Source organism: Streptomyces sp. S07_1.15 (assembly GCF_020739505.1).
Classification (GTDB): Bacteria; Actinomycetota; Actinomycetes; order Streptomycetales; family Streptomycetaceae; genus Streptomyces; species Streptomyces xinghaiensis.
Genome location: NZ_JAJBZK010000002.1, coordinates 98,830 through 115,057 on the forward strand (window position 1 = coordinate 98,830; position 16,228 = coordinate 115,057).

Below are 16,228 nucleotides of genomic sequence, written 5' to 3' on the forward strand. Positions count from 1 at the left end.
AGTCACGAAATCGTGCTCTGCGGACTTCAGTGTCATGCGGCGACGACTGCAAATCAGCAGGGCATACGGCCTGGTCCCCCTCTGGTCCGGTTCATGTCCGGTCCAGGTCCCGGACCGGGCCGCTGAGGGACCTCGTGTGGTCATGCTCCCCCATCAGACGCTGGTGATCGACGAGTTCGCATCGCTTTCAGTCTCACGGAGGGAGACGCAGTGTTGGATGCACATGGGAGGCCAATCGACTTCACCACCTCTCAGACTCAAGCGAGCCACGCCCACCCGTGTGCCTGCGCAAGGCGGTGCCTCACAGGGCCAGGGCCGCGGGGCCGGCCCCTCGGCACCTTAGCCGTGCGTGTCACGCTCGTCTTGACCAGCGGCCTGGTCGTATCGGTGCTCCTCATAGTGATCCGCGACATCGCGATTACCGTGGCCAGCACCAGCGTTACCGGCTTGATCTTGAAGGCCCTGTTGGTGCCTTCCAGGAAGCAGGACCGGTGAGCGCCGTGCATGACTCCCCGTGTCAGCTGCGAGCTCGCTGGAGGTCATCACTTGGCGTGGGCCGAGCCGGATCCCGCGTCGAAGTCGTACTCAAGGACATATGCCGCGGAGTCGAGGGTCATCTCGTTGACCTCGACTGCGAGGCCGTCCTGGTTAAAAGCGGTTCGGCAAAGCTTGATTACTGGCCGCCCCAGGGGCAGCTCCAAGCCTCGGGCTTCTTCGGCGGTGGGAAGGCGGCACCGGATCTCCTCCCGGAAGTGGGCTGGCACGTGGCCGATCTCGGCGAGGCGGGCGTATGTGCCTCCCTCACCGGTGTCGATGCGAGTGATAGCAGTGCCGTCGACCAGCTTCGATGGCAGGTACGAGGTGGCAAGCATGACAGGCCGCTCCTCCAGGACGAAGCGCCGCGAGCGGGCACACACGGTTTCACCGTCTTCGAGATCAAGCATCCGTGCGATGTGATCTGGCGCCACAACCGTGTCGACGCGAACGTCGATTGTCACAGGCCTTTCCTCGTCAGCGGACCAGATCGACTTGCCTGCGCCCCACTGTGCGCGGGCAAGTCGCTGAATGCCGTGGCGGCGGATCGGACGGAACGAGAGAACGCGCGCGCCAGCTCCCTTCTTCGTCTCCACCAGACCCTCAGTCCGAAGGATCTTCAGCGCCTGGCGCGCGGTGAGCACAGCGACGCCGTACTGCTCCGCCAGGGCCGATTCACCAGGTAGGCGCTCTCCCGGGCCGTACTGGCCTGACTCGATCGCCGCCTTCAGGTCATCGGCAATCCGTTGGTACTTCGGCCGCTGTGGGCTCGTCTCACTCGCCATGCCTCTCCCTACCTCGTTAGCGATCCTAGGCCCGCTGCTATCGAGGCGTCGGAGGGGGCGCCTTGATTCAAATGAGAGTCTCTTGGTTCGTTAACGAAACACTTGACATCACTAACGAGGTTTGGTCTACTTTGGACACCTCGTTAACGAGGTACCCCACTTCGCCGGGGTGGCCGGGGTCGATGGCTCCACCAAATCCCCCGACCTGGCGACTGCAGCTTTGAGCAGTGCAGATGCGCTGTCCGTCCTTCAGGCCGCCGGACTGTCCTGTGCGGCCTGGCGGGCGGAGAGAGCACCGAGCCCCGTCTTCATTCCCATGCAAGGAGCCCTCGTGACCGCGACGCCCGCGATGCCGAAAGCCAGCAAGCGCCGTCGGAAGACCCGTACGCCGCACGTCAACAACCGCCCGCCGATCGCCGTTTCGGCCCTCAAGCCCAACCAGATCGACCTGTCCTCCGGCAAGGAGAGCTTGGTCTGCCCTGACTGCCGGACCTGGTGTCCGATCACGGGTATGCAGGGCAGCAACCAGAAATTGGTCCCTCATCACACCGAGCCCGCCGGCACCGCGAATCCACGCCGATGCACCCCCGGCACCAACCGTCGAGTCGTCATCGACGTCACGGTCGCCGAGTGGCGCAGGCGACTGACCGAAGCGGTCCCGACCACCGCATCCCGCCGCGCGACCAAGGTGCTGCCCAAGCCGAAGACGACCCGGCTGCCGGCCGTCAGTCAGATCAAGCCCGTCCCTCTCAGCGCAGAGACAGTCCGCCAAGCGTTCCGACGGCACCAGCAGCAGTGCCGTGCCTGTGGGCAGGCGTTTCAGCATCGTCCGGCCAGGGAGAGCGGAACCACCGGCCGCGACGGTCAACCGCTTCCATGCCACCACGGCGAGCGCTTAGCCGTCACCTTCCTCCGTCTACTCCGCCAAGAGCCCAAGCGCCGGGCCGTACGCGAAGCCTTCGCCCGGGAGCGGCGGCGGTTCGATCGCCGGTACACGGACCCCAAGATGCGCGTGTCGCAGTGGGCCGCCGTTCTCTCGACGGTGGAGGCCGCAGATGCCCAGCGCAGGCAGCTGCCCGCCGGAGACTCCCCGACGGAAGGCCCCGCTGTCCCTCTCACCACACTGCGCCCCGAGCCCCCGGTGCGCTGAGCACACGCACGAGCTACCACGGCCCCGACCATCCCGAGCAATCGGGGAGGCCGGGGCCGTGGCTGTTCGTACCAGAGCCGCCCCGGCCGACGATCGAGGAGGAATTCCATGCCCGTGCCGACCGACCCCCGTACGCCGCAGCAGCGCGTCAACGACCAACTGAAGGCAGCGCGCCGACGACTGTCCAGCCCTCATCTTTCCCGGGCGAGCGCCGGGAGCTCGCCGACCGAATCCGAGACCTGGAAGCGGAGGCCCACCGGATCGGTGCCTGACCGCGTCCTGCGCTGCCCCGTGCGGCCGCCCGCTTCTCCCGGGGCGGCCGCACGGGAGCGCACAGGACGCACTGCCCCGCTGCCGTGTGGGACCCGGAATTGGCGAGGCCCAGGGGCTGCCCCTGGGCTCCTTGTCGCAGGGCACCGAAAGGACTAACCACCATGCGTCCCCTCCCCTTCCGAACATCGGACAATGAGGAAGAGATCGGCCCTCGCCGCCCAGGCGCGATCTACCAGAACACGGACGGCCGCTTCGAGGTCCTGGCCTTAATCACCGATCCCGCGGAGGCGGCTGCTCTCCTGTGCTGGAGCAGCGCCCGCTGGGCGGTGATCGTGCGCGACACGCTCCGGCCCGACGGCCAGCCGTACCCGGTTGGGTCGGTCTGGACGACGTCCGACTACCTGATCCGGTCCGCCCCCCGATACGGGCAGCTATCGGACGGCAGCCTGACCAGCCACCGCGGTGGCCGCCACCCCGAACCGGGGCGGCGGCGGCCGCGGTTGCTTGTCCGAGCAGCCGAGATGGCGACAGCCCCGGAAGGTGAGAGCTCCGGGGCTGTCTGGTACAGGCACTTTCGAGGAGTCCCTGTGATCGACAGCATGGCACGACCCGGCACCGTAGTGACCGCCGGGCTCATCGAGGATCTGGAGAGCGAGGACGACCGGCGCGGTCCCGAGCGGGACGAGACCGACAGTCTTTCGTTCCGGGTGGTCCTGCCGCACCGCAGGAGCCTGGCGCCGTACGGCGGCTCCGGCCAGCAGTGCGACATCTGCGGTGGCTACTTCGGCGTCACCTTCTGGACCTGCTCCGCTTGCCAGAACCTCGGCTACCGCCTGTCCGGTAACGGCCGGGCAGGCGGTGCGAGGCGGACGCCGGTCATGAAAGAGCGGCCGCCGCTCCCGGTGAGGCCGACTCCGCACGAGCGTGACGGCCGCGCCCAGAACCCGGAGCCGGCCCGCCCGCACCCGCAAGCACCGCACTGAACACGAGACGTCACAGCAACAGGCCCCAGGGATGCCGCCCTGGGGCCTGTCTCGTACCCAACGGATTTGACCGGAGGACCATATGAGCCGCTCTATCGTACGCACCCGCTACGCCCCCTCCGTCGGCCAGCCGAGCGACTGGAGGGAGCGCGGCGCCTGCCGGGAGGAAGACCCGGAGCTGTTCTTCCCCATCGGCAACACCGGCCCGGCACTGCTGCAGATCGAGGAGGCCAAGGCGGTGTGCCGCCGGTGCCCCGTGATGGAGACCTGCCTGCAGTGGGCGCTGGAGAACGGCGACGACTTCGGCGTCTGGGGCGGGCTCAGCGAGGACGAGCGCCGGGCCATGAAGCGCCGCGCCGCCCGCAAGCGGGCCCGCAACGCGGCCTGACCGCTCCCTCCGGCCGAAGCGTCGGCCGGCTTCCCGCCCATGCTCCAGCACCACCCACACCGGTCGGCCGCACCCCGGCCGGCCTTTGGCACGTCTCCGGCCCGGGAGGGTCGCGGGCTCACTCTTCCCCTACAGGAGGACTCATGGAAGGCAGCACCCAGTCCAACTCCTCGAGCACGCGGAGCCGACTGCCGGCCGCGCTATGCACCCACACCCCCAAGTGCCCGACCGCCGACAGTCCTGACCGGGAGGCCGCCCAGGTCGTGGCCCGCCGCCCGGAGCAGGGCTGGAGCCTGCTGTGTAACGAGGTCCTCCTCTTCGAGGACACCGGCGAGCTACTTCCCGACGGTGGGGTCGTCGACCCGCACCGCCCCCTCGCCGCGGTCTGACGGTTGCCTGATCCGCCCGACCCAACCGCCCACCACCGTGGCGGCCGGGTCGGGCGGTGACGGGGAGCCGGACAGCCCGGCCCCACCGGCCTCGTGCCGGTACGCGCGAGTGAGGAGAAGACGTGACCCAGCCGCTTCACACCCAGGCCGTCCCGTCGCAGACCGTCTATGCCGAGGGTGACTTCGTCCTGTACCGGGACGCTAAGCGGTTCTGGCTCGGCGAGTCCGACCACACCTTCGTGGGCCGGGTACACCAGGCTTGGCAGCACGGCGGCACCGGCAAAGCCGTGTACGACCTGATCGAGCTGAGCAGCAACAGCTGTGTTACCGGAATCGACCCCGACTACATGCGGCTGCTGCCGCCGGCCGACGCGATGGCCGACATCGACACCGCGCCGTTGACCGGGCCGGACACCGGGGCGATGACCCCGGCCGCTGTCGCCTGGATCCGCCAGCACTTCGCCCAAGGCGTCCCCGTGCTGCCCGTCCCGTGCGACTGACCCACGATCGCTGTCCGCCGCCCCCGGCCCAGAGCAGTGAGTGACCAGTCACCGGTCACCGCGGTCCCCACCCGGCTTCGCTCCCATCCGGCAGGAGTGGCACGCAGTTTCGAGCCCGCCCACCAGACCGGCCGCCCATCCCCCGGGTGGCCGGTCCTTTCGTACGCCCGGGCCGGAGAGAGCCGGTGTCCGTTTCGCCAGCAACTCCTCCGTGCTGACTGCTGCTTCGGGAACGCCCCGCCGCGTTTCGGGAGCAGCTCCCGACCGTTTCGCCCCCGTCCTGAATGACCCTCCCGGAGAGCCTGATGACGATCACTGAAGTGCCGCAGAAGGCGGCCGCCGACATTCCCGCTTCGCACCCGCCGGGCCCCGCTTCGAGTGCACCGGAGAAGGCTTCGGAAAGGCCCTGGAGTGTTTCGCAAACGCCGAAGCGGAAGACGATCAAGCCGGGCCGTGACGGGCTGACGACCGCCCTGTCGTTCGCCGCTGCGATCGGCGGGACCCTGGTCGGGATCATCGGCTTCGCGATGTCCTACAGCACCCTCGCCAAGGTGGCGCTGAGCTGGGGATTCAGCCGGGAACTCGCGCCCTGGTTTCCGGTCGGCGTGGACGCGTCGATCATCGCGTTCCTCGCCCTGGACCTGTACCTGATCCGCAAGGACACCCCGTGGCCGGTGCTGCGGCTGGCCGCGCACGCCATGACGGCTGCGACGATCTGGTTCAACGCCTCCTCGCAGGGTCAGATCACCGATGACCCGGTCCAGGCGGCCAGCCACGGCGTCATGCCGTTCCTGTTCGTGATCGGCGTGGAGGCCGCCCGGCGCCTGTTCATCAAGAAGACCCAGCTCGAAGCGGGGACGGCCACCGACCGCATCCCGCTGCACCGCTGGATCCTCTCCCCCGTCGCCACGCCGCGGTTCTACCGCCGGATGCGGCTGCACGGGATCGCCTCCTACCCGGAGATGATCCGCCGCCAGCAGGAGCTCACCGGCTACGAGCAGTGGCTCAAGCGCAAGTACCACGGCGACCTGAGCAAGGCGAGCGACGACGAGAAGCTGCCGATGAAGATGGCGGCCTACGGCTACACCGTCTCCGAGGCCCTCGCGCTGCCTGAACAGCAGGAACGCGAAGCGGAGAAGCGAAAGGAGGAGGCGGAGCGCCGGCGCCTGGACGCGGAGACACGCCGGAAGGTCGCGCAGAAGAAGGCGGAGGCCGAGGAGCTCGAGGCCGACGGCGAGCTGGAGGCCGTCCGCGCCCGGGTGGACGGCCAGAAAGCCGAAGCCCGAGCCCGCGCCCGTGCCCAGGCAAGCGCCGCTGAGCGGGCCGCCGAGCTGGAGGAACAGGCGATGGAGACGGCCCTGGTCGCGGAGGCCCGCGCCCGGGAGGCCGAGGCGCTGCGCAAGGAGGCCCAGGAGCGCGAGGCGCAGGCGGCTGCGGATGTCCGCGCGGCGGAGCTGGAGCGCCAGGCAGCCGAGAAGCGGAAGGAAGCGGCGGAGGCCGACCGGGTCGCCGCGGCGGAGGACCAGGCGATCGAGACGGCCAGGACCGCGGAGGCCCGCAGGCGTGCCGCCGAAGTAGACCAGGCCGCCGCCGAAACCGAGGAGGCCGCTGCCGAAGCCCGCCGCCGCGCGGCCGAAGCCGAGCGGCGCGCGGCGGAGGAAGCCGAGCGGCAGGCAGCCGCCGACGCCCGCACACAGGAAGCCCGGCAGCGTGAGGCCGAAGCTGAGAAGGCCGCTGCCGAAAAGCGGCTGGCCGCCGCCGAAATCGAGCGGCGCGCGGTCGAAATAGAGGATGCCGCGAAGCTCACTCCGCGCGAGCGGGCAGTCCGCCGGGTCGCCCGGATGATCCTCACAGCCGGCGGCGAGCCCGACCAGGTGCTGCTCGCCGACATCCAGCGTGAGCTGGCGGTGTCCTCCACCGACACCGCTTCGAAGTACCGCCAGGAGGCAGCCGAGCTGCTCCGCGAGGGCTACCAGCCCTGACCGCCTCGGCCGGCATCACCAGTGAAGGCCAGCCCAGTCGACGTGGGCTGGCCTTCGCTGCGACTGCCGGAAGACAGTCGACAGCACCCCAAGTACAGCAGGAGGGAACCCGCTGTGAACAGCAACAACCCCCATCACGCACCTCTGCGCGACGTGGCGCAGAACCCGGAGGCGACCGCCCAGTACATGGCCGGCGTGCTGCGCGTCCTGGAGGACATCGGCAGGAACCTGGAGACCCTCGCCATCGAGACCCGCATCCACTGCCGGGGCACGCACGTGGAGGGGGACCGTTTCTACGATGCCTGGCTCCGCGCACGGCCGGTGGAAAAGGCCCTCCACGACGTACTCAAGCATGTCGAGTCCGTGACCAAGGGGCTGGAAAAGACCGCGTTCAAGCGCCGGGCTCACGATGAGGCGGTGGCGAATACGGCCCGCAAGCGTCGGGAAAAGGAGCTGGAAAGGCGGCGGAAGAACACTCCGCCGCTCCAGGCCGCCCGGCAGGATCCGTCGCAGCAGAATGCGCAGCGGCAGAATCCCGACTATGCTGGCCCTACGTCGATTTTCGACCTGGGTAACCGGGAGTCGGCGTGACGCGCCCTCTCAGCAGTGCAGAAATGTCGGCTCAGAAGCGGCTGGAATGGCTGCAAGGCGAGGAACGCAAGGCCGTCGAATCTCGCGGCGAGAAGGGCCGGATGGAATTCTGGCTCCGCCTTACTCGCTCCCGGGTCAGCAAGGACATCAAAGCCGGTCGCAGCGATGTCTATTCCGGATTCACGCAGGTCTGCCGCCTGTTCATGCTGGCCATGGACAAGCGGGCGGCGGGCGACGCGCGACTGTGGAACCAGCTCATGCAGTACGCGCAGCAGGTCCTGGAGCAGAACCCTCCGCGTCACTGAACGTCACCATCGAAGGCCCCGTCGGGCTCCGGCGGGGTCTCGCGCGCGTAAAGCGCGCACACGTGCCCGTGCACGCGTGCACGCGAGACTCACAGTCTGTCAAGTCCTGGAGGGAGGTACATCGTGTCCGAAGAGGACAGCAGCGGGACCCTGGTCCGCGGGCCCTGGAGCGGTGATTCCTCGTATGTGCCGCCACCGATCCCGTCGTTCGCCGACACGATTCCGCCGCGCGACACCAGCGCCACGCCGGAATCACCGGAATCACCGGAATCACCGGAATCACCGGAATCACCGGAAGAGACGACCATGGAATTGCCGCCGATTCCATCCGCCCCGGACCCTCAGATGGCACTGCGCTCGGACGGGGTCCCGGCGCCCGAAAGAGGTGAGGAGGACGGCGAATACGAGGATGGCGAATACGTTCAGCCTCGGTCTCTCGCGGACCGTCTCGGCGACTGGCTGGAATTCCGGCTCGAATTGGCGCGGGGCCGACGCGAAGACGAGGCTCCTTTCCGTGAAGCTGAAATAGCGCGGAAAGCTGCCTTGCTGGAGGCCCGGACCGCGCAGGAAGTCGCGATGATGGAGCAGAACGGAAAACTCCGTCGGGCGATGCTGAAAGCGAAGGGCGACAAGGCGGCGGGAGGAAAGGCCGACACCGACCGCACGCGGTCCTCTGGTTCCGGTCTGGGAGCGGACAAAGGCCGCTCCAAAGCCGGCGGTGGAGGCGGGACCTGGCGGGGCGGCGGCGGTCCGTCCCGGAACAACTCGGCGCCTGGGCCGAACCGGCCTGGAGCGTCGCGCAGTGGATCTCTTTCCGGCGGCCCGCAGGGGCGTTCCGGGACCGGATCACCCAGCCCCGGCGAGGGCGGCAAAGGCTCCAAGAAAAGCCCTCGCCGCTCCTCCAGCGACCGTTCAGCAGGTTCCGGGCGCAACGGGGCGGGCGGGGGTCCGAAAAGCCCGCAGAAGGGTTCTGGAGGATCCGGTAAGGGTGGCGGTGGCGGGGCGGGCCGCGGGCCGGCGTCCAGCGCCTTCGCGGAGCGGACCCGCGGCCGTCAGGAGCGGGCTGCTGCCCGCCAGGCTGCCCGGCAGCAGCGGCGCAGTGACGGTCACGCCGCCGGCGTCGCCGACCGCACCAAGGACCGCGACCAGGCGCGCGCCAACCGGCAGACCGCCCGGGAGGAACGCCGCGCGGCGAAGGCCGAGCGGACGGCCGCGAAAAGGGCGAAGCGGGAGGCAGCGGCGGACCGCGGCCCGGGCCGTACCACCTTGGGCACGGCCGTCACGCAGGAAGCCCAGCGGCGCTGGAACAAACGGCGCTGGAACAAACGGCGATCCGGCACGGACGGCGCAGCGAAGGCCGACACCGGGCCCGGCCCCGGGACGTCCGACGGTTCCGGCAAGGCCAAGCCGTCCGAATCGGGCGGCACGGCGGGCGGCTCGGAGAAGGTGAACCCGTCCAAGGACCGGGGCAGCAAGGCCAAAGACGCGCCCACGAGCGGCCCCGGTGACCGCAACTCGAGGGCTGGCAAGCGGGGCGGCGCCCGAAAGGGCGGCCGTACCCGTGGTCACTGGCGTACAGGACGCACCGGACGCCGGGGCCGGTCCACGGACAGCCGGTTCAGGCCGGAAGACCAGACGCCCACCGTCGAGTGGCCCGACCGCCCAACCCGCCCCAAGCGCCCCAACGCGGACGGTCAAGAGGAGGACTACCCGGACGCGGTCATCGTCGACGACCCCGACGACCCCGACGACCCGGAGGAGCGGCCCGGGCGGCGGGCCACGGCGAGCCCGCCGCCCGTCACCACCGGGGCCGGCGGCCTGCCGCCCGCCCCGGAGCCGCACACCCAGCGGCCCGGCACGACCCGACCCATCGGCAAGGAGAACAGTGTGAGCGACGCACAGGGCGCACAGGTCGCTGCGGCGTCCCGGCAGGGCAGCCTGCCCACCCAGCACCGCGCGGACATCACGTTCGACGAGTACCTGATGGCGATGGCCAACAGCGCCCTTCTCGCCGCCGCGCACCAGGAGCAGGCCGAGGCCCTGGCGCACACGCTCGGCAAGGTCGCCGACGTCCTACGCGACATGGCCGCCGACCTGGTCGGAGACCACAACATCGACACCCAGGTCACCGAACTGATCACGGACCTCGCCGACGCCGCAGGCCGGATGAAGCTCCAGGCAACGCGGTGCGCCCAGGACTGCGACACCGCCAAGGAGGCCGCCAGGCTCGCGGCCGCCGAAGTCGCCCGCGTCTACGGCCAGGACATGGCCGCCAAGGAAGAAGCCGGCCTGACCCACGCGTCGGCCGCCGCCCACCACGACTAGCCCCGAAAGAAGCCGCTCATGAGCGACCTCGCACCTCGCGACGGCAGCGCGGCGCCCGCGCCGGCCGGCGCCGACAACCGCTACAAGGCCGTCCAGGCCAAGCTGAAGATGCTCAGCACGGCCATGACCAATGCCGCAGTCGACCTCGAGTATCTGCGCCGCGACATGCGGGCCAACGCCGACCGCACGGAGCGCGTCGCTGAGGACATCGACCGCGCCGAGCTCGACAGGAAGTTCGTGGACCTGACCCACCACGTGGCCGCCGCCCTGAACGGCGCCGCCACCCAGCTCCGCACGCTCCACGACACCGCGCAGGAAACCGCCGACCTCACCCACCAGGCCAGGCGCACCCACGCACAGCGGTACGGCGCGCTGGACGACATCCGCTCCAACCGCCCCGAGAGGACCCCGAAGCCGGGCTTCCTCGCCAGCTGACCCCCAGTCCCCCCTTCGGGCGGCCCCGCACCTGCGGGGCCGCCCGCTGCCGTTCCCGAAGGAGCAAACTTCCGTGTCCACGCCGCGCAGTGTCGTCCTCGAACGCCTGGCCTACACCCTGACCGCACCTGCTCTGGCCGTGGCCCCGAACCTCTCCCCCGACAGCCCCGTCAACCAGGTCGTGCAGCTGGCCGGCATCGCTGGAATCGGCGGCTGGATCCTGGCCGCCAGAAGTGAGGAGACCGGCGCCGGACGCAAAATCCTGCGCTGGTCCCCCCTCGTCTTCGCGGCCGCGGTCGACGTCGCCGCCACCTACACCACCGGCTGGGGCCCGTGGGCGGTGGACGCCCTCCTCGCCGCAGGATGGGCGGCAGCCGGCTCCCTGATCCTGCCGTTCTCCCGGCACGCCCGCCGCCACCACCGCCCCGCTCTCGCCGTCCCCACCCCGCAACTGCAGCCCACCCCCGCACCGGCCCGGACCCGGCCGGACGACGCCGCCCCGCTCACCCGCCAGGCCCGGACACTGTGGGAACGCGCCGGGATGCCCGCCCGCACCCACATCGTCAGCGCCACCCGGCACCCCGCGATGCGCAACGACCTCACCATCCTGCTGCGCGCGCTGGAGACCGGACGGCCCATCAGCGGCCTGTCGGAGGCCGACGTCGCCGCCGCCTTCGGCGTCCACGAAACGGACGTGTCGCTCTCCCCGGTCGCCGTCCAGCCCGGACGGCAGGGCGGCCCCGGCTGGCTGGAAGCCCACATCACCCCCGACGCCAACGCCCGCCGCCGCGAGGCTCCCACCGACGCCGAGCGCTGGGCCGACCGCGTCGGCGGCCCCAAGGGCGGCGCGCCCGGCTCCACGCTGGTCCACAAGACCCGCGACCACGAACGCGGCGTGACGTTCTACCGGGCGAAGATGGCCGACTCCACCGAGACCCCGCGCATCGACCTGGCCAAGGTCTGCCGCGGCCTGGGCCTGCCCGAGGACGACTCCTGCGTGTTCGTCCTCATCGACGGCTCGGAGTTCCTGATCAGCGCGTTCGACAAGCCGCCGCTGTCACAGATCTTCCCCGCCACCCGAGACCTGCTCACCCCGGACACCAAGGGCATGTACGTGTGCGGGTACACCATCACCGGCCAGCCGGTGAAGACCATGGTGTACCAGCACGACAAGAACGCCCCGGCCCACGGCCTCACCCTCGGGGTCAGCCGGTCGGGCAAGACGCAGTTCTTCGCGATCCACATGGCCGCCCAGTCCCTGGACGGACACGTGGTGTGGCTGTCCACCGTCCGCAAGGACGAGAAGACCACCGTGCTCGGGCGATACATCGACCGGCAGGGCTCGAACGCGCTGTGGATGGCCCGTTCACTGCGGGCGGCGAAGGCACTGTGCGAGATCCGCGCCGATATGCCCTGGCCGCACGACGGCCAGCCGCACGACTACAAGCCGGGCGACTCCCGCTGCCCGTACCGGCAGCTGAACGTGTACGGGGATGAGTTCATGACCGCGGCGCAAGACGCGGACTTCGGCGAGTTCATCCAGAAGGACGGCGAGGACCTCACGGTCACCGGGCTCAAGTACGGCATCGCTTTCAACCCGGCCGGCCAGTCCCCCTTCGCGCACAACGGGTTCTCCACCGAGATGAAGGACAACCTGCGGCAGAACAGCCGGCCCGTCATCTTCAACATGGGTTCGCCCGGCGCCACCCGCAAGGCCGTGGAAGGCACCATGGAGAACGCCTACGACGTGCCGACCATCCCGGCCCGCTACTCCCGCAGCGAGGGTTCCGCGATCGAGCGGGCCATGCGCGGCGAGGCCGACCCGGAGAACGGCGTCTCCACGGGCGGCGTCGCGGTCATCGTCCTCGACAACGGCCGCGCCGTGCTCATGCGGTCGCTGTACGCGGACTTCGACACCGACCTCTCCGAGCTGTTCCCCGACAAGGTCAACCGGCTCACCGACCACGAGATCAGCGAGCTGACCAAGCGCGGCCTGTGGTTCGACTGGAACGAGCCCGTGCGACCCGGCGAGTTCTGGCCCGAGCCCGACGAGGACGACGAGGACGAGGGCCGTTCCCGCCGGCGCAGCGGCGGAGGAAGGCGCGGCTCCCAGGGCGACGGTCGCCGACCCGAGCAGGTCGCCTCTCCCCGCCAGGCGCTGGAGGCCATCAAGAGCCTCACCGACGCCTGATCACACCCACCCATCCATCACAGGGCCGGACCGCCCGACCGCGGCCGGCCCTCACCCGACCCCTGCGAAGAAGCACCACCACCGTGGCCCTGTCCATCTCCGCCGCCGTGCTGCTGGGCATCAGCGTCTTCGTCCTGATCAACGGCGGATACGTCCGCGCCGGCTCCGCGCTGACCTGCACGCTGTTCGGCTCCCCCGCTCGCCGCGACCGGCCTGGCCCCGACCATCAACAGCGGCCTCGCCTCACTCGCCGGACTGATCTCCAGCTTCCGACTACGCCTCGGTCCACGGCGGGTCGGGCGTGTAGTTGAGCTCGTCGCAGAAGCGGCAGTCCCACTCCGCGGGGACCTCCCACTTGTCGACCCAAAAGCCGACCTGCTTGCCGACGAAGAAGTTGTCCCCGCCGCACCACCCGCACTCGAAAACGAACTCCACCCGATCCCCTTCCCCACGCCTGTCGGATCGAGGATGCCCGGGACGCCGGTGCGGTGACTACCCACCCCTCAGCCCCAACTCACCTGCCGCGCAACGCCGAACAGCACCGCCGGACACGACTGCGGCGACGCCCTTCACCGTTGCCCGCAGCCACTCCCCCAACGCCCCCTCCCGGCCACCACGGCCAGGAAGGCGGGCCCCCCTTTCCCGCGTGATCGGAGAAGACGATGGACCCCCTGAACACCACCCAGTCCGGCATGCCCGAATCCGAGGCCGCGGCCGAAGCCCGCCGCCTGCTCGACGAATGGGCGGGCCAGCCCGTACGCCACCACCCCACCTCGTTCCGCGACGACACCGAGCCGCCGGCCTTCGGAGCCACCCCGCCCGTGGAACAGGACGACCAGCGGATCGTCCCGGCCTGGGCGGCCGGCATCGCGGTGGCATCCATCGGCGTGGGCGCCGGGATCACCGGCATCGGCTGCGGTGCCTGGCTGGTGCTCCACGGCCTGGCCTCCGTCACGTTGAACAGCGTCCTGATGGTCACCCTGCCGTTCGCCGGCCTGGCCATGGCCGCCACCGCCATCGGCGGCGCGATCAGCAAGGCGCGCTCCACCGTCACCAAGCACCTCTACGAGGGCCCGGTCACCCACCACACCGAGATCCACAACCACAGCACCACACGGGGAGCGTTCTTCGCCCGCACCCGCAACGAGATCCGCTGACCGACTCCGGCCAGCTCCAGCGCTGACCCCGGTCGCTCCGCCTGGCCCTCGCCCATCCCCAGCCGATGGACGAGGACCGGACAGGCCGACCGGCCGCCTGCCCTCACCCCAACGCCCCGCCGACGGACCTTCCGCCGGCGGGGCGCAGCACTGCCCGCCCTCAACCCTTGGAGGACACACCGTGCTCATCCCCCGCCCGCGCCGCCGGATCGGCCAGCCCCGCCCGCAGCGTCCCGGCCCCCGCTACCCGCACCGCCCCGACCGGCTTCCCGGCGCCTGGAACAGGTGATGCCGCGCCCGAGGAAGAGGAGCCGCCGCGAGATCACGAAGGTGCCGCGCAGCGAGGCGATGCTGCCGGAGTTCGACCGGCGCGCTGGTCCCGAGGGCCTGGTCACCCGGCGGCAGTTACGCGAGCGAGGGCTGAGCCCCGGCGGGCACGGCCCGGTCGCAGTCCTGCGCTGCAAGGCGTGCGCCTACCGGCCCGGCCAGGCGTGTACCCATCCCACCCGGGCCTGGCTCTACAGCGTGGAACTCGCCCGGCCCAAACGGGTGCCGACGCTTGCGCAGGAATGGGCGCTGGACCGGGCGATGGCCGCGAGATCCACGTGCCCCCAGTGCCGCCGGAGGTACTACTTCTGCCTCCCGCTGCGCACCCAGGGCTGCTGCGACCCCTGCGCCCGGGGCTACGAGCCCAGCCCCGGCACCTACTGCGCTTCCACGGCCCCGGTGACCCACCGGCTGGCCGCCTGATCAACGACCCTCCCGAAGGAGAAGTCACCGATGCCCATCAGTCTGTTCGCCCGGCGCCCCGCCGCGCCGGAGCGGACCGGAGTGCGCGCCCGAAACACCCTGCTGCTCGCTGCCGTTGTCCCGCTCGCCGCGGCGACGGCCGCCGCCGCACTCAAGGCCAGCCACCTCGAGCTCTACGCCGACCGCCACCGGATCCGCCTCACCCCCGTCGCCCGCCGCTCCTGCCCGCAGTGCCACGGCGACGGCGGCTGGTGGGTCACCGGCGCGAACCCCGAGATGGAGGCCTGCGGCTGCTGGTCCGACCGACGGGAGCTGTGCATCGAACTTCTGCCCATCCCGCCCTGGCCGGACGAGCCGCCGTTCTGATCCCTCTCTGGCTCCTGGTGTCGCCCGCGACCGGGCGAGCCAGCGTTCTGACCTACTCCCGGGCGGGCCGCGCGGCCCGCCGGGCAACGACAAGGAGAAGCACCGCCCATGACCTCCACGGTCCCCGCTCCTGGCATCGGCAAGAACATGGATGCCGCCTGCGCCGCTGTCACCAACGAGATCAGCCGCACGGACGGCAAGTCCTCCTTACTGCTCGCCTTCAACGGCGCCGTCCTCGCCGGACTCGCGTCCGTCGCCGACCAGGATCTGCCCCTGGCGACCAAGGTGTTCGGTACGGCGGCGGTCATGACCCTGGGGGCGGCCGCCGTGCTGCTGCTCCTGGTGGTCCGGCCTCGGCTCCGGGGGGATGACCGGGCGTCCTTCCCGTACTGGGCGCAGCTCGACGAGGACGCGATCCGCGACTGCATGCAGGGCGACGCCCGCGCCGCCCGCATCCGGGTCCTGTCCGCACTCGCGGTCCGTAAGTTCATCCACCTGCGCCGGGCGGTCGACCTCAGCCTCACCGCTCTGGCTCTGCTCGCGCTCGCCGTCGCCGGGACTGCGCTGTGACGGTGGCCGCGGTGCCCACGTGCGCTGCACCGTTCACGGCCCGCCCGAGGACGACGACCAGGACGACGACCCCGAGGGCCGTGCCGATCTGGAGGAGCAGTATGCGGACGCGGTCCGCGCGTGAACCGCACCGCCAGGTCGGCCAGCTGACCTGAGTTGAGCGCACTCTGTGCCGCCCCGGTCCCGCACCCGCCGGGGTCGGGGTGGTCGCAGTGGCCACTCAACCCACCCGAGCAGGAGAGGAGATGGACGTCATGCCCCTGCCCCTCTACGAGGTCGACGTCCCGATAAGAAGCACCACCGGCTTGCGCGGTGTGCACGTCTTCACCGGCCGGGCCGGCAGCCGCCGCGCCGCCGTCCGGGCCGCGCATGAGGCGTACGACGCGGCTCGCGCCGCGGCCGCGACCGGACGTGAGATCCCTCGCGTGCGGCCGGACGGCTGGGGCGCCCGCGGCTACCGGCCGGGCTGGGAGCTCGACTGGACGGCCGCGACCGCCGGCCGCTGGCACGACCCGTACAGCTGGGGTCGTGCCGGCGATTGCGAACTGTAGATC

Annotated in this window: 18 protein-coding genes; 16 read left to right on the forward strand and 2 right to left on the reverse strand. The window is 70.6% G+C overall.

Annotation, left to right across the window (positions count from 1 at the left end; all coding sequences use genetic code 11):
- Window positions 1-542: 542 nt before the first annotated feature.
- On the reverse strand, window positions 543-1,319 hold the full coding sequence (locus LIX60_RS31050; RefSeq protein ID WP_227963074.1) for a GntR family transcriptional regulator: 777 nt from the start codon (window positions 1,317-1,319) through the stop codon (window positions 543-545).
- Window positions 1,320-1,650: 331 nt separating this feature from the next.
- On the opposite strand from LIX60_RS31050, the gene LIX60_RS31055 reads away from it, so the two are divergent.
- From LIX60_RS31055 to LIX60_RS31105, 11 genes are all read left to right on the forward strand, one after another.
- Window positions 1,651-2,469, forward strand: a complete 819-nt coding sequence (locus tag LIX60_RS31055; protein WP_227963075.1) for a hypothetical protein — start codon at window positions 1,651-1,653, stop codon at window positions 2,467-2,469.
- Window positions 2,470-3,329: 860 nt separating this feature from the next.
- Window positions 3,330-3,725, forward strand: a complete 396-nt coding sequence (locus LIX60_RS31060) for a hypothetical protein (protein ID WP_227963076.1) — start codon at window positions 3,330-3,332, stop codon at window positions 3,723-3,725.
- Between the two features lie 82 nt (window positions 3,726-3,807).
- Window positions 3,808-4,113 (forward strand): WhiB family transcriptional regulator, encoded by a 306-nt coding sequence (locus LIX60_RS31065; protein WP_227963077.1) that lies wholly within the window; start codon window positions 3,808-3,810, stop codon window positions 4,111-4,113.
- A 143-nt stretch (window positions 4,114-4,256) separates the two neighbouring features.
- Window positions 4,257-4,502 (forward strand): DUF5999 family protein, encoded by a 246-nt coding sequence (locus LIX60_RS31070; RefSeq protein ID WP_227963078.1) that lies wholly within the window; start codon window positions 4,257-4,259, stop codon window positions 4,500-4,502.
- A gap of 122 nt (window positions 4,503-4,624) precedes the next feature.
- Window positions 4,625-5,002, forward strand: coding sequence for a hypothetical protein (locus LIX60_RS31075; protein WP_227963079.1), 378 nt, complete (start codon window positions 4,625-4,627; stop codon window positions 5,000-5,002).
- A 305-nt stretch (window positions 5,003-5,307) separates the two neighbouring features.
- Window positions 5,308-6,984: a DUF2637 domain-containing protein gene (locus tag LIX60_RS31080; protein ID WP_227963080.1), complete on the forward strand. Its 1,677-nt coding sequence runs from the start codon at window positions 5,308-5,310 to the stop codon at window positions 6,982-6,984.
- A 114-nt stretch (window positions 6,985-7,098) separates the two neighbouring features.
- Window positions 7,099-7,575 (forward strand): hypothetical protein, encoded by a 477-nt coding sequence (locus LIX60_RS31085; RefSeq protein WP_227963081.1) that lies wholly within the window; start codon window positions 7,099-7,101, stop codon window positions 7,573-7,575.
- Entirely contained in the window at window positions 7,572-7,880 is a 309-nt protein-coding gene (locus LIX60_RS31090) for a hypothetical protein (RefSeq protein WP_227963082.1), read from the forward strand. Before LIX60_RS31085 ends, LIX60_RS31090 begins: the two co-directional genes overlap by 4 nt.
- Before the next feature lie 123 nt (window positions 7,881-8,003).
- Window positions 8,004-10,205 (forward strand): ATP/GTP-binding protein, encoded by a 2,202-nt coding sequence (locus LIX60_RS31095; RefSeq protein WP_227963083.1) that lies wholly within the window; start codon window positions 8,004-8,006, stop codon window positions 10,203-10,205.
- Window positions 10,206-10,223: 18 nt separating this feature from the next.
- Window positions 10,224-10,640: a conjugal transfer protein TraB gene (locus tag LIX60_RS31100; RefSeq protein ID WP_227963084.1), complete on the forward strand. Its 417-nt coding sequence runs from the start codon at window positions 10,224-10,226 to the stop codon at window positions 10,638-10,640.
- A 73-nt stretch (window positions 10,641-10,713) separates the two neighbouring features.
- The gene (locus LIX60_RS31105; RefSeq protein ID WP_227963085.1) at window positions 10,714-12,831 is read left to right on the forward strand and encodes a chromosome segregation protein ParM; all 2,118 of its coding nucleotides are present in this window, start codon (window positions 10,714-10,716) and stop codon (window positions 12,829-12,831) included.
- A gap of 273 nt (window positions 12,832-13,104) precedes the next feature.
- On the opposite strand, the gene LIX60_RS31110 is transcribed toward LIX60_RS31105, so the two are convergent.
- Window positions 13,105-13,266 (reverse strand): hypothetical protein, encoded by a 162-nt coding sequence (locus tag LIX60_RS31110; protein ID WP_019711988.1) that lies wholly within the window; start codon window positions 13,264-13,266, stop codon window positions 13,105-13,107.
- Between the two features lie 227 nt (window positions 13,267-13,493).
- Here LIX60_RS31110 and LIX60_RS31115 point away from each other — a divergent pair, with 227 nt between their 5' ends.
- The 5 genes from LIX60_RS31115 (at window position 13,494) to LIX60_RS31135 (ending at window position 16,225) form a co-directional block, all read left to right on the forward strand.
- Window positions 13,494-13,988, forward strand: coding sequence for a hypothetical protein (locus LIX60_RS31115; RefSeq protein ID WP_227963086.1), 495 nt, complete (start codon window positions 13,494-13,496; stop codon window positions 13,986-13,988).
- A gap of 288 nt (window positions 13,989-14,276) precedes the next feature.
- Window positions 14,277-14,738 carry an RRQRL motif-containing zinc-binding protein gene (locus LIX60_RS31120; protein ID WP_227963087.1) on the forward strand — a complete coding sequence of 154 codons (462 nt, stop codon included), beginning with the start codon at window positions 14,277-14,279 and terminating at the stop codon, window positions 14,736-14,738.
- A gap of 30 nt (window positions 14,739-14,768) precedes the next feature.
- Window positions 14,769-15,104, forward strand: coding sequence for a hypothetical protein (locus tag LIX60_RS31125; protein WP_227963088.1), 336 nt, complete (start codon window positions 14,769-14,771; stop codon window positions 15,102-15,104).
- 108 nt (window positions 15,105-15,212) lie between these two features.
- Window positions 15,213-15,674, forward strand: a complete 462-nt coding sequence (locus LIX60_RS31130; RefSeq protein WP_227963089.1) for a Pycsar system effector family protein — start codon at window positions 15,213-15,215, stop codon at window positions 15,672-15,674.
- 245 nt (window positions 15,675-15,919) lie between these two features.
- Window positions 15,920-16,225, forward strand: a complete 306-nt coding sequence (locus LIX60_RS31135; RefSeq protein ID WP_374118008.1) for a hypothetical protein — start codon at window positions 15,920-15,922, stop codon at window positions 16,223-16,225.
- Window positions 16,226-16,228 lie beyond the last annotated feature (3 nt).

Coding starts and splice junctions, on each gene's coding strand:
- LIX60_RS31120 (WP_227963087.1), top strand. CDS start 14,277: ATGCCGCGCCCGAGGAAGAGGAGCCGCCGCGAGATCACGAAGGTGCCG.
- LIX60_RS31130 (WP_227963089.1), top strand. CDS start 15,213: ATGACCTCCACGGTCCCCGCTCCTGGCATCGGCAAGAACATGGATGCC.
- LIX60_RS31115 (WP_227963086.1), top strand. CDS start 13,494: ATGGACCCCCTGAACACCACCCAGTCCGGCATGCCCGAATCCGAGGCC.
- LIX60_RS31125 (WP_227963088.1), top strand. CDS start 14,769: ATGCCCATCAGTCTGTTCGCCCGGCGCCCCGCCGCGCCGGAGCGGACC.
- LIX60_RS31135 (WP_374118008.1), top strand. CDS start 15,920: ATGGACGTCATGCCCCTGCCCCTCTACGAGGTCGACGTCCCGATAAGA.
- LIX60_RS31065 (WP_227963077.1), top strand. CDS start 3,808: ATGAGCCGCTCTATCGTACGCACCCGCTACGCCCCCTCCGTCGGCCAG.
- LIX60_RS31050 (WP_227963074.1), bottom strand. CDS start 1,319: ATGGCGAGTGAGACGAGCCCACAGCGGCCGAAGTACCAACGGATTGCC.
- LIX60_RS31100 (WP_227963084.1), top strand. CDS start 10,224: ATGAGCGACCTCGCACCTCGCGACGGCAGCGCGGCGCCCGCGCCGGCC.
- LIX60_RS31080 (WP_227963080.1), top strand. CDS start 5,308: ATGACGATCACTGAAGTGCCGCAGAAGGCGGCCGCCGACATTCCCGCT.
- LIX60_RS31070 (WP_227963078.1), top strand. CDS start 4,257: ATGGAAGGCAGCACCCAGTCCAACTCCTCGAGCACGCGGAGCCGACTG.